Origin of the sequence: Mucilaginibacter terrae (assembly GCF_031951985.1) — a bacterium.
Lineage (GTDB): Bacteria > Bacteroidota > Bacteroidia > Sphingobacteriales > Sphingobacteriaceae > Mucilaginibacter > Mucilaginibacter terrae_A.
This window is the reverse complement of record NZ_JAVLVU010000001.1, coordinates 3,973,144-3,986,200: the sequence shown is the minus strand read 5'-3', so window position 1 is coordinate 3,986,200 and position 13,057 is coordinate 3,973,144. Positions and strand designations below refer to the sequence as shown.

Below are 13,057 nucleotides of genomic sequence, written 5' to 3'. Positions count from 1 at the left end.
TAAAATTAATAAGCACATTATGAAAAAGATAATTTTAAGCATAGCATTATTAGCATCGGTAGTAGTCTCATTAAGTAGCTGTATGGTTGAACAACGCCGCGGAAGGAATTATGATAGATACCACCGCCATTACGACAGGTATCATGGCCCTTATGATAACAACGGTTACCGCCGTCATTAATAGCAAAGCAACCCGGGTTTTTGACTGATCCCGGGTTCTTTGTTTACAGAGCTAATGATAGTATAAACACATTAGCTAACTCATTATCAATATGTACAATGGTCATCTTTATTTGACTAATTGATATTCACTTTCCTATAATCGAAATTTGCGCAATGTGCAATTGGAGCCAAATCAGGGGCTGAAAAACATATTTAACGCTCTTGATTAACTCCTTATAAAGTTAAATGGAAACGAATACCAACCCTTTACTATGCGATCCTGAAACCGGGATATGCGAAATTCCGGCTCACGAAAATACCGGCCAATCCATCCTGATCGAAACCGGCACCAAGCCTTTGAAGCTATTGTACTTTACCGACCCTATATGTTCATCGTGCTGGGGAATTGAGCCGCAACTGAGAAAACTCAAACTAAGCTATGGCCATATTATCGATTTAGAATATCGAATGGGCGGGCTTCTGCCCGACTGGAGCTATAACAGTGGAGGCATAAGCAAACCATCAGACGTGGCCCATCACTGGGATGAGGTTAGCCATCATTACGATATGCCCATTGATGGTGATGTATGGCTTGAAGACCCGCTTGATTCATCTTACCCACCATCCATAGCATTTAAAGCCGCCCAGTTACAAAACGAAAAAAAGGCAATAAACATGCTGCGTATTATGCGCGAGATGGTGTTCCTTCAAAAAAAGAACATTGCCAAATGGGACATTATTGCACAGGCAGCTACCCAGGCCGGCTTAGACTTGAACAAACTACACGATGACTTTAACCACGCTGGCAAGCTTTCCTTTAATGAGGATTTAGATATGGCCCGAAGCATGGGTGTAAGAGGATTTCCAACCATGTTTTTCACCGATGCTTCAGGGAACTCTGAACGGGTATATGGTTCGAAACCTTATGAGGTTTACGAGAATGCTATTAAAAAACTTGTCCCGGAGGCGGTTAAGCAAGATTATGCTAAAGAATGGCAAAACTTGTTTAGCGTTTATCCTACCTTAACCACAAGAGAGTTTGCCGAATTAAGCGAGATAAGTACAACCTATACCACAGTTATTTTAGACGAGCTATTGCAGCAAGGTATTATTCAAAGCTATCTAACTAAAAACGGTCCTTTATGGAGTGTAAAGCGGTAATTTGATTTGGCAATAAGATTACATCTTAAACTTATCGCCCGGCTCAATAATACCATTCTCGGTTGCCACAGGCAAATCCCGACGCGACCATTCGCTCCACGAGCCTACGTACAATTTGGCACCCGGTAAACCGGCCTGCGCTAAGGCCAACAAGGTGTGGCAAGCCGTAACACCCGAACCACAATGAACAATCACCTGTTCGGGCTTAACATCGCCAAATGCTTTTTCATAGTTGGCCTTCAACTGTTCGGGCGACAGATAGCGGTTGTCCGCGCCCATATTGGTATTATAAGGCACGTTTATAGCACCCGGAATATGGCCAGCTATCAAATCCAAAGGTTCGGTTTGGCCTAAATAGCGTGGGGTTTCGCGCACGTCGATCACTATACGATTGCTGTCTTTGGCGGCGGCTTCAACTTCGCTAATGCTTGCCGTGCCGGTAAATCCTTGTGTTAGGGGATATATGGTAGCTTCAGGCAATGCTGATATTTCGGTGGTGATATTTAACCCGGCATCAATGGCTGCCTGTAAGCCGCCGTTAAGCACCTGCACTTTTTGATGCCCTATTGAACGCAGCATCCACCAAAAACGGGCTGCAGGATTGGCTGCTGCTTTATCATCGTATACCACCACATGGGTATCAGGAGTAATGCCCAACCCACCTATCAACACGGCAAACTCTTCTACTGTGGGTAATGGATGACGGCCACCTGCGGCTGCATCTTCGGGGTGCAAAGCCAGGTCTTCGAGGTCCACATATAGTGCGCCTTCAATATTGCCCTGCTCATAGCGTTCGCGGCTGTTGCCAAACCCACGGGCATCTATCAGGGTATATATATACGTGTCTAACTCTTTTAACTCTACGGCTTCAATTAATGGCTTCATAATGGGGTTGATGTCTAAATTCAAATATAGAAAAGCCGGGGTTAACTGATCAAAATATTCTCGCCAAACTTTGACGATACCGTGGTTGGCTCACCATTATTAATGCTAATGATGAGCGAATGGTCGAACGCGATTTGCTCGATAAGTTTAATTTGCGTACCGATGCTGATCTCCAGTTTATGCAGATATTTTAAAAACTCGCTGCTGGTATCGCGCACGGCAGCTACACGGTAAGTACCACCTATCTTACCATCGGCCAGTGAGGCCGAAAACGATTTGGCCATTTTGCCATTGGACTTGGGTATAGGGTCGCCATGCGGGTCATACTCGGGGAAGCCCAGGAATTTCTCCAACCTTTCGGCCAGGTCGTGGTATTTAATGTGTTCCAGTTCTTCGGCAATATCATGTATCTCGTCCCAACGGTATTCCAGTTTTTCGAGCAAAAAAACCTCCCACAGGCGGTGCTTGCGCACAATTTGAATGGCATCTTTAAGCCCCTGCGGCGTAAGCTTTACCCCTTTCTTTTTATCATACTCAATGAGTTGCTTATCGGTAAGCTTGCGTATCATATCCACCACCGATGCCGGGTTATTGCCCAATGCCTCGGCAATGGCGCTGGTTGATATTTTTTTATTATCAGGCATTTGCGACAGCCTGAAAATAGCTTTCAGGTAATTCTCCTCCGAAAAAGTATTCATTTATGCATTTGATTTAGCCAAATCAAACTTATGAAAATAATTTTTACAAATTATAAAATTAGGCAAACCTAATTTTATAATTTTGCTTTATCTATTTATGTAATTAGTAATGGCGAAATATATTTACCTATTCATCAGCATATCAATATTATTCAACCCTGTATTTGCTCAAAACGGCAGCATAAAAGGCCAGGTTATATCAGCTACCGATGGGCCTATAGGCTTTGCATCAGTCAATATTTTAAACAAAAGTGTGGGTACCCGAACGGGCAACAACGGGCAATACGAGTTACGCAACCTTGCTCCGGGAAATTATACTATTGTATTCTCTTCATTAGGGTATCAAAAACAACAAGTGCCTATTGAGGTGAAAGCCAATGGCGTAACTACTTTAAATGCAAGCCTCGTAAAAAGCGAGTCGCGGCTGAATGATGTGATAGTTACCGGCGTGAGCCGTGCCACCGAGGTACGTAAAAACCCCGTCCCCGTAGCCGTAATGGCTAAAAAGGATATGGACAGGCACGTGAATAATAATATCATTGATGCTATAATTAAAGGGGTGCCGGGTGTAAGTGCTGTTACCACGGGGCCCAATGTGTCTAAACCATTCATCCGTGGGTTAGGTTACAACCGGGTGCTTACTCTGTACGATGGCATACGCCAGGAAGGCCAGCAGTGGGGTGATGAGCATGGCATAGAGATAGACCAGTACGGCATTGCCCGTGCCGAGGTGGTAAAAGGCCCGGCCAGCTTATCTTATGGATCGGACGCGCTGGCGGGAGTTATTAACATGATACCCTATCTACCCAATTATGAAAACAATGCGCTTAAAGGCGATTACACGGTAGATTATCATACCAATAACGGCCTCATAGGCTCATCATTAGGATTAGCTTACAAGCATAACGACTGGCGTTTTACCGCCCGCGGAACAGGCAAACTGGCGCATAATTACAAAAACAGTGTTGATGGCCGGGTATACGGCACAGCGTATAACGAGCTCAACTTATCGGCCATGGCGCGGGTTGATAAAAAATGGGGCTATACACAGTTTGCAGGTACGCTGTTTAATAACAAGCAGGAAATACCCGACGGTAGTCGCGACTCACTTACCCGCCGTTTTACAAGGCAGATACTGGATGCTGGCGACGATATTAAAAACCGCCCCATCGTTCCTGAAAATGAATTGAAGACCTATAAACTTAATCCGCTTTATCAGCACATACAGCATTACCGCTTGTACAGTAGCAGCCAGTTTAATGTAGGCGAGGGCAATATAAACGTGTTGCTGGGCGGGCAGCAAAGTGTTCGCCGCGAATATAATCACCCTACGCAACCCAGCCAGGCGGGCTTGTATGTGGTTTTGAATACCCTGAATTACGATGTAAAATATAACCTGCCGCAAATGGCCGGTATAGAAACCTCCGTAAGCGTAAACGGCATGTATCAAACCAACCGCAGCAAGGATGCTACCGACTTCCCTATTCCTGATTATGACCTGTTTGATATTGGTGCATTTCTTTTTGCCAAAAAAAGCTTTGGCCCGGTGGATGTGAGCGGCGGATTAAGGCTGGATAACCGCCACATTAACTGGAATAATTTTTTTGTGGCCGATAACCCTCAAAACGGGTTCCAAAAACGGGTTACCGGCGCCGATACGGTGGGGACTTACCTGCAATTTCCATCGTTTAGCAAGCGGTACAATGGCTGGTCGGGCAGTTTGGGTTTAACGTACAATGTGAGCGAACGGCTCTTGCTTAAAGCAAATATTGCCCGCGGCTACCGTGCACCCAACATTACCGAAATTGGCTCGAACGGCCTCGACCCTGGTGCGCACATTGTTTATTTGGGTAACCGCACTTTTAAACCTGAGTTTAACATTCAGCAGGATATTGGTGTGATAGCCTATTTAAAAGACGTTGACCTGAGTGCCGAATTATTTAACAACCACATTTACAATTACATTTACCAGGCACGGCTAAACGATGCCAACGGTCAGCCGGTAGTTATTGTTCCGGGTAACAGCACATACCAGTACCAGCAATCTAAGGCAAGTTTATATGGTGCCGAGGTGACCGTGAACCTGCATCCCGAAAAACTGAAATGGTTTGTATGGAACAACAGCTTATCTTATGTAGAAGGCCTGAACAAAAACCCTGAACTATTAGCCCGTGTGGGCGACGCAGCTAAGTACCTGCCGTTTATCCCGCCGCTGCATGCACGGTCTGAATTACGCGTTAATTTTCAAAAAGAATCAAAAACCCTTGCGAAGCCTTACATTAAACTGGAGGCCGATGCTTACGCTACACAAAATCATTTTTATGCTTTGGATGATACTGAAACAGCAACACCCGGCTATACCTTATGGAATGCAGGCTGCGGATCAGGTTTTAAGAACAAAGCGGGTAAAACTATTCTGGATGTGTTTTTACAGGTAGATAATGTGTTCGATAAGGCCTATCAATCTAACCTGAACAGGTTGAAATACTTTGAATATTATCAGTCGTCACCCAATGGTCGATCGGGCATTTACAATATTGGCAGGAATGTGAGTTTGAAGGTGATTATACCATTATAAGAATCGATGATTTACTTGTTTAGTTACCCTTTTTTCTATAAAAACTGTCTAAATAAATAACCTGCACTGTTGAGACTTGCGTTGTTATCTACCTTTATTGTTGAACAATGCTATTAATCCTAAAACCGGGCCAATTGCTAACAGCATGAAAATGTAATGCATGTTTTGCTCTGTGCGCAGTGCGTTAATTATTTGTATGCTGAAGATTGTAATACTAAAACCAATACAATTTACAATGGTAAGTGATGTGCCCTTGGTTTCGGCAGGTGCGTTTTGAGCCACAAGGGTAGAGAACAGCGGAGAATCGGCAATTACGGCAATGCTCCATACCAACAGGAATGTTATGAATATGATTACTGAACTGATGAAGAATACTGGCGATACCAAACAGCACAGGCATGAGGTATATAGCGCCCATACGGCTACTTTTTTAGTACCAAATTTTTGAGATAATAATCCGCTGCCTGCACAGGCCAAACTGCCCATGGCAATAATTATGAATGATAGTAACGGGATGTTGAGAGCTATCGCAGAATGCTCCTGGTACGATGTTAACATCACCGGTACAAATACCCAAAAGGCGTACAACTCCCACATATGCCCAAAATATCCGAATGCCGATGCCCGGAAATCAGCATTTTTAAATCCGCTTAAAAATGCTGACAGTTTGAATTGCTGGCTGGGTTTACGGTACGGGCCATCGGGCACTAAAAGCAACATGGCCAGTCCGCCCAAGGTGGCCAGAATGGAGGTGGCATAGATTACATACCTCCACGAAAAAGCCGGAATACTTTTTAAAAAATGCGGAAAGGCTGTGCCCAGCACCAGTGCACCTACCAAAAAACCTAATGATTTACCCAGACCTTTATCAAAATAATCGGCGGCTATTTTCATTCCTACGGGGTAAATTCCGGCTAAAAAGAAACCGGTTATAAAGCGAACAGACAGAAGCAATGTTGTACTGAGTTGGATAAACGCTAAACTCAAGTTTACAGCCGCTGCTATTAAGGCGCAACAAAAAAATAGTTTCGATGGCGATATTCTATCGGCTAAACTTAAGATGGCAAACACCAGCGTGCCGGTTATAAAACCCAATTGAACAGCGCTGGCTATATGTGCAAGGTATTCGGGGGCAATATCAAACTGCCGTGCAACATCACCCATAATGGCATTACCTGCAAACCACAACGAGGTGCAAAAAAATTGCGAAACAACAATTACCGGCAGTACTTTTTTACTCATGAAACGGGACAAGGCATTTATGTTTAAAGAATTGGCAAGTTAAAAATAATCAATAGCAATACACATTAGCCTGTATGCCATAAGGTTACTATATTGCATCACAAAACCAATATAAACTTTATGATAAACTCCGGTTTAAAATTGCTGGCTGCTTTATGCACCCTAACCATGGTTTCTGCCTCATCGCAAAAACCTGCGGGCGACTGGAACGGTAAAAAATGCGCCGTGGTGTTAACTTATGATGATGCCATTGATATTGATCTGGATAACGTAATTCCTGCGCTTGACTCAGTTGGTTTTAAGGGCACTTTTTATCTTATAGGCTCATCGCCGGTTATCAGTAAACGTATGCCCGAGTGGCGCAAAGCCGCAGCCAACGGCCACGAACTGGGCAACCATGGCCTGTTTCACCCATGCGATGGCTCAATGCCCGGTCGGAGTTTTGTATCGCCCGATCATGATTTGAGCAAGTATACCGTTAAGCGAGCCGTTGACGAAGTACGCGCCCTCAACACCATGCTCAAAGCCATCGATGGTAAAACCCAGCGCACCTATGCCTATCCATGCGGCGATCTTAAAATTGGCGACGAATATTTTTACGACCAGCTTAAAAATGATTTTGCAGGTGCACGCGGCGTAACAGGTGGCTTACCAACGGCCACACAGGTTGATTTGAGTAACATTAATGCTTACTCCATAAGTGATAAACCAGCCGATTATATGATTGACCTGGTGAAAAAGGCACAGCAAACCAATACGCTGTTAGTATTTCTGTTTCATGGTATTGGCGGCGGGCACAGTATTAATGAGAGCCGCGAGGCGCACCGGCAATTATTACAATATTTAAAAGCAAACCAAAAAGATATATGGGTAGCGCCCATGGTTGATGTGGCTCAACATATTGCCACCATACAGCACGTAAAGAGCAAGCAATAAAAAGCTGTATTGGTTAAAATATGGCAAGTTTATTTGCCTGTAAAAACATTATTTAGCAACTCATTCTATACCAATGTGTAAACCCGTACCGGCTTATTTTTTAAGCTTGTTTTTATTGCTTACCGGCTTTTCAAATGCTTCGGCACAAAACGAGGCAACCATATCAACCATTGCAGCCAATGGCTGGGCTAACAATTCAGTAAACACCGTTATCTTCCGTAAAAATTCGTTGGTAACGTTTAAAAACATGCAGTACGCCGCTTATTATGATAGCGCACAGTATGTAGTATTGGCAAAACGCTCTTTAGGTAAAAATAACTGGCAGGTCGAGAAAACTCCTTACAAAGGCGACGCAACCGATGCGCATAAAAGTATAAGTATCATGGTTGATGAAAAAGGGTATTTGCATTTAGCCTGGGGGCAGCATAATAATCCGCTCAATTATGTAAAAGGCATAGCCCCTGGTTCGTTAAAAATGAGTACCAGGCAAAGTATGACCGGGACCAAAGAGAGCCGGATAAGCTACCCGGAGTTTTATAAACTGGCTAACGGCAACCTTTTGTTTTTTTACCGGGATGGCGGTTCGGGCAACGGTAGCTTGATCATAAACAGTTACCATGTAAAAACGCAGAAATGGGTGCGTTTGCAGGATAATTTAATTGATGGCGAAGGTAAGCGCAGCGCCTACTGGCAGGTTTGTACAGATGCTGCCGGGACCTTACATATTTCGTGGGTATGGCGCGAAACGCCCGATGTGGCCAGCAATCACGATATTGCTTACGCATGTTCAAAAGATGGCGGCAAAACCTGGGAAACATCTGCAGGAAAACCCTATACTTTACCCATAACCGCTGCAAGCGCCGAATATGCCTGCAAGATACCTGAAAAAAGTGAACTTATTAACCAAACTTCGATGTTTGCCGATGCACAGGGTAACCCGTACATAGCCACCTATTGGCGCAACACGGGCGAACAGGTTCCGCAATACCATTTGGTTTATAAAGATAACACAGGCTGGCATACCAGGAGTCTCAGCTTTCGTAAAATGCCGTTTAGTTTAAGCGGAACGGGCACCAAGCACATACCGGTTTCGCGCCCACAAATTATTGCCTGGAAGAGTGGGAAAAACATAGCCGCCGGAATTATCTTCAGAGACGAAGAGCTGGGAGACAAAGTTTCTATTGCCATTAACGATAACATTAAAACTGATAAATGGCGGGTTCAAAATTTAGGCAACCAACAGGTAGGCTCGTGGGAACCTACTTATGATACGGAGCTATGGAAAAACCGGGGTATACTCAGTCTTTTTGTGCAACACACCACCCAAATTGATGGCGAAGGTAAAGCCAGCAACCCTCCGCAGCCCGTACAGGTTTGGCAGTGGAAACCTGTAATTAAATAATTTGAAAAGCATTTGCGCGTTTGGTGCGCTACTACCGTTATAAAATGAAGAAGAGCATTTTAAAGTTTATACTATTTGCCGGGCTTTTAATTTGTGCCGATGCCTATGCGCAAAAAGCCGTTACCACCCGCCAGCAATGGTTAAATTATCTGGATAAAGTTGCCCGCCCGGTAATGATGAATTTGGCGGCCGATAAATTAAAGGCCAATATGCCGGTAGAACTATCTGAAAGGATTGACAACAAAGAAGGCCGCAGCAAGGTTGCCTACCTCGAAGCTTTTGGACGTACACTGAGTGGCATTGCGCCATGGCTGCAATTAGAGGGCGGAAATAGTGCCGAAATAAAACTACGCCAACAATACCGGGCATGGGCATTAAAGGGCATAGCCAATGCGGTTAACCCCGGTGCTAAAGATTATTTAGAATGGAATGGTGGCCAGCCCTTGGTTGATGCATCCTTTATGGCAATAGGTTTAATACGTTGCCCGTGGCTATGGGAGCATTTGGATGATAAGGCTAAAAAAGATGTGGTTGCCGCAATGCAAACCACCCGCAAAACAGTACCCGTTTACAGCAACTGGATATTGTTTACTGCGGCCATTGAGGCTTTTTTTGATAAGTATGATTTAGGTTATGACCCGGTACGTATTGAGTACAGCATACGCGAATTTACCCAGCACTGGTACGTGGGCGATGGATTGTTTTCGGACGGGATGGAGTTTCACCTCGACTATTACAACAGCATCGTTATTCAACCTTATTTGAGTGATATATTGGATGTAGTAGCCGAAAAGCAAAAGAAGTACAGCAACGAGCGAAGCATGGTAAAACAGATAGGCCAGCGTTATGCACAAATTTTAGAGCGGTTTATTAATACCGATGGTACGTATCCCATAACCGGACGCTCCATTGCTTACCGCAGCGGGGTGTTTCATCATTTGGCTAATGTAGCACTCAAAAAACAACTGCCCGAATCACTAACACCCGCACAGGTACGCGAAGCTTTAACCGCCATGATCAATAAAACTGTTGGAGCGCCCAATACTTTTAATGATAAGGGCTGGCTCAATATAGGCCTGTACGGCAAGCAACCCGGCTTGGCCGAGCAATACATCACCACCGGCAGCTTATATTTATGTACCGATGCCTTCCTGCCACTTGGGCTGCCCGAAACTGATGAGTTTTGGAGCGCAGCCCCCGAGCCGTGGACGGCCGTTAAAGTATGGAGCGGTAAAGATGTAGCTGCCGATCATGCGCTTGATTTGAAAAAGTAGCTTATTGACTGTGCCTGTTGTTTTTAGCTATGTAATGCCTTATATTAGGTAGCATTATGCCCAACAACCGACGACTCTTCATCAAACAGGCCGCCGCACTTACCGGAGCCTTTTCGGCCACCAGTTTATTTAACCAGGCCCATGCCGAAGAATGGCGACAGGCCAGCGAGAAAATTGCTCATTTGAGCGATGCCGATGCTGCACAGGATGAAGATTACTGGTCGGTTATACAGCGGTCGTTTACGGTTAGTGCTAATATTATCAACCTTAATAATGGAGGCGTATCGCCATCGCCGCTGGTGGTGCAACAGGCGGTTGAGCGGTATAACCAGCTGGCTAACGAGGGACCGTCTTATTTTATGTGGCGTATACTTGACCAGGGCCGCGAACCGCTGCGTGAAAAACTGGCCTTGCTGGCCGGAGCCCTTCCCGGCGAAATTGCCATTAACCGCAACGCCACCGAAGCCCTTAATACCATTATTTACGGCCTCGACCTTAAAAGCGGCGACGAGGTAATTGGCACCAAACAGGATTACCCAAACATGATACAAGCCTACCGCCAGCGTGCCGAGCGCGAAGGCATTGTATACAAGCAGCTGAGCTTTAATTTTCCTATTGAGAATGAGGAGCAAATTGTAAAAGCATACGAACAGGCCATCACCCCTAAAACCAAACTCATACACATAACCCACGTAGTAAACTGGCTGGGCCAAATTATGCCGGTACGCAAAATAGCCGATATGGCACACTCCCGCGGCATTGAAGTTATAGTGGATGGTGCGCACTCGTTCGGGTTGCTCGATTTTAAGATACCCGACTTAGGTTGCGATTATTTTGGCACCAGTTTGCACAAGTTCCTATCGGCACCTATTGGCAGCGGCATGATGTGGATCAAAAAAGAAAATATAGCTAAAATATGGCCGCTCATGTGCAACAGCGAACCGCACAGCGCCGATATACGCAAGTTTGAAACCATTGGTACCCGCAGTTTCCCTATTGAGCAGGGCATAAGCGAGGCCATCAACTTTCATAATGCCATAGGCAGCAAACGCAAGCAGGAACGTATACACTACCTCAAAAACTATTGGGCCGGCAAAGTGCAGCAAATACCCAAAGTAAAGCTGCATACCTCGCTCAATCCCAAATACTCGTGTGCTATTTGTGGTGTAAGTGTTGATGGCATGACCCCGCAACAGTTAGATGCCGCACTATTTGGCACCTACAAAATACACACCGTAGGCGTAAGCTGGGAAAACATCAATTGCGTACGCGTAACCCCGCATGTTTACACCAAGTTGGCCGATTTGGATAAACTGGTAATGGCTATTGAACAGATAGCTAAGAAAGCTTAATCATTTGCCGAAACTTGTATAACAACATAATAATGCGGTCAAAAAAAGTAACAGGATTTTGCTTTTGAAAATCCTTATATTCCTGAAGAATACTTTTCAAGTCATCCATGTGAATATTGAGATAGTTATCAATCAGAAAATAAGGATTGTTGAACTCTATCATTATTCCTTCAGTTCCACCCGTATAAATAAAATCAGGATCAAAGATTAGACCTTTTTGAATTATGCTTATTTCATTAATAAAGTACTCTATTTCAACACTATCCAAAAATGAAAGAAAATTGAGGCTCCCATAAGGATTGTTTTCTACTTCTGATATGCAAACGTAATATATGTCCCCGTCTATCCTGTCTCTTTCTTTATAGAACTCCAGCTTAAATTCTTCTCTCTTTGACATAGAATTTCTATTTCTTCACCCTCCCCATCGGGAATTTCTCCGACTTAAATTTGCCCTTGCTCATCCCCGAAATTTCGGCTACCAGCGAATCTGGTTTTATCTGCGTATAAGTAATCCTTTGCGGGAAATCATGCGCCGGATTTTCGAACACTAACCCTTTGCCCGCTTGGGTGAATTTTACAGGCTTACCATCGTTCTGATTTTTTACTGTTGGAATATAGTACAGCTTGCCTCCGCGCTGTTCCAAAACAATGCTTTCTGTAAAAGCAGTGTCTTTCCCTGCTAAAAAGTAGCTTTTACCGGTATACGTTGAGTCGTTAAGCTTTTGCCATTTCTCAACCAGTAAACCTTGCGGACTTTTGTTTTGCCAGGTACCTAACAGCCACGCGGCATGGTTAGCTAATGTGGGTTTAGCCGGTTTCATTTGGGCAATGACGGTTTGGGATACAAAAGCGAATATGGCTGCTGCCAAGAACAGGTTGCGGGTTGTGGCTTTCATGATTTGTGTTTAAGTATGGCTAATGTACAAAACTGAAAGTAATGATCACTAATAGTTACATTAGTACCTAATTATGAGAAATCTTTTGCTTTGTCTATTATCATTTGTTGTGTTTTTAATAGGTTGTGAGTCTAAGCATCCATACAAACCCGAGCCAGAACCTTACATCCCCAAAGATATTTTGCAGTGCATTGCGCAAATTGATGGCTTATGGGGAAAAGAGTTAAGAAAAGAAGCAAAACACATGAGTGAAAAGGATTTTATTGGTATTACGCATGCAAGCTACGGCATGTGGATAAGAAATAATTGGGGATTATGGAAAGGTTCGAGACTGAAGCTGTATTTTAGTGTTCGTGGTGCAGGCTTTGCCGAGAATATATCTGCTGTGATATTTGCCAGTTATTATAGGTATGTTACAGGTAAGAAAATCAATTTTGGAGAACTTTTGAAAACTTATCAAGGGTAAAACTT

At 44.2% G+C, this 13,057-nt stretch carries 13 protein-coding genes; 8 read left to right on the top strand and 5 right to left on the bottom strand.

Annotation, left to right across the window (positions count from 1 at the left end; translation table 11 throughout):
• Nucleotides 1–19: 19 nt before the first annotated feature.
• Both QE417_RS17035 and QE417_RS17030 read left to right on the top strand, forming a co-directional pair.
• The gene (locus QE417_RS17035) at nt 20–181 is read left to right on the top strand and encodes a hypothetical protein (protein WP_311951672.1); all 162 of its coding nucleotides are present in this window, start codon (nt 20–22) and stop codon (nt 179–181) included.
• A 227-nt stretch (nt 182–408) separates the two neighbouring features.
• A complete protein-coding gene (locus QE417_RS17030; RefSeq protein ID WP_311951671.1) occupies nt 409–1,323 on the top strand; it encodes a ClpXP adapter SpxH family protein in 915 nt (304 codons plus the stop codon).
• An 18-nt stretch (nt 1,324–1,341) separates the two neighbouring features.
• Here QE417_RS17030 and QE417_RS17025 read toward each other — a convergent pair whose 3' ends face one another.
• On the bottom strand, nt 1,342–2,208 hold the full coding sequence (locus QE417_RS17025; RefSeq protein ID WP_311951670.1) for a sulfurtransferase: 867 nt from the start codon (nt 2,206–2,208) through the stop codon (nt 1,342–1,344).
• A 41-nt stretch (nt 2,209–2,249) separates the two neighbouring features.
• Nucleotides 2,250–2,906, bottom strand: a complete 657-nt coding sequence (locus QE417_RS17020; RefSeq protein WP_311951669.1) for a metal-dependent transcriptional regulator — start codon at nt 2,904–2,906, stop codon at nt 2,250–2,252.
• Between the two features lie 109 nt (nt 2,907–3,015).
• Here QE417_RS17020 and QE417_RS17015 point away from each other — a divergent pair, with 109 nt between their 5' ends.
• The gene (locus QE417_RS17015; protein WP_311951668.1) at nt 3,016–5,484 is read left to right on the top strand and encodes a TonB-dependent receptor; all 2,469 of its coding nucleotides are present in this window, start codon (nt 3,016–3,018) and stop codon (nt 5,482–5,484) included.
• 84 nt (nt 5,485–5,568) lie between these two features.
• Here QE417_RS17015 and QE417_RS17010 read toward each other — a convergent pair whose 3' ends face one another.
• Nucleotides 5,569–6,726: an MFS transporter gene (locus QE417_RS17010; RefSeq protein WP_311951667.1), complete on the bottom strand. Its 1,158-nt coding sequence runs from the start codon at nt 6,724–6,726 to the stop codon at nt 5,569–5,571.
• Between the two features lie 120 nt (nt 6,727–6,846).
• Here QE417_RS17010 and QE417_RS17005 point away from each other — a divergent pair, with 120 nt between their 5' ends.
• From QE417_RS17005 to QE417_RS16990, 4 genes are all read left to right on the top strand, one after another.
• Entirely contained in the window at nt 6,847–7,662 is an 816-nt protein-coding gene (locus tag QE417_RS17005; protein WP_311951666.1) for a polysaccharide deacetylase family protein, read from the top strand.
• Nucleotides 7,663–7,735: 73 nt separating this feature from the next.
• Entirely contained in the window at nt 7,736–9,064 is a 1,329-nt protein-coding gene (locus tag QE417_RS17000) for a BNR repeat-containing protein (protein WP_311951665.1), read from the top strand.
• A 44-nt stretch (nt 9,065–9,108) separates the two neighbouring features.
• Nucleotides 9,109–10,338 (top strand): DUF2264 domain-containing protein, encoded by a 1,230-nt coding sequence (locus QE417_RS16995; RefSeq protein WP_311951664.1) that lies wholly within the window; start codon nt 9,109–9,111, stop codon nt 10,336–10,338.
• A 56-nt stretch (nt 10,339–10,394) separates the two neighbouring features.
• A complete protein-coding gene (locus QE417_RS16990) occupies nt 10,395–11,690 on the top strand; it encodes an aminotransferase class V-fold PLP-dependent enzyme (RefSeq protein ID WP_311951663.1) in 1,296 nt (431 codons plus the stop codon).
• Here QE417_RS16990 and QE417_RS16985 read toward each other — a convergent pair.
• Both QE417_RS16985 and QE417_RS16980 read right to left on the bottom strand, forming a co-directional pair.
• Nucleotides 11,677–12,087 (bottom strand): hypothetical protein, encoded by a 411-nt coding sequence (locus tag QE417_RS16985; RefSeq protein ID WP_311951662.1) that lies wholly within the window; start codon nt 12,085–12,087, stop codon nt 11,677–11,679. The two genes, QE417_RS16990 and QE417_RS16985, sit on opposite strands and share 14 nt — an antisense overlap.
• 7 nt (nt 12,088–12,094) lie before the next feature.
• A complete protein-coding gene (locus QE417_RS16980) occupies nt 12,095–12,586 on the bottom strand; it encodes a DUF6265 family protein (RefSeq protein WP_311951661.1) in 492 nt (163 codons plus the stop codon).
• Between the two features lie 73 nt (nt 12,587–12,659).
• On the opposite strand from QE417_RS16980, the gene QE417_RS16975 reads away from it, so the two are divergent.
• Nucleotides 12,660–13,052 (top strand): DUF6794 domain-containing protein, encoded by a 393-nt coding sequence (locus QE417_RS16975; protein WP_311951660.1) that lies wholly within the window; start codon nt 12,660–12,662, stop codon nt 13,050–13,052.
• Nucleotides 13,053–13,057: the final 5 nt, after the last annotated feature.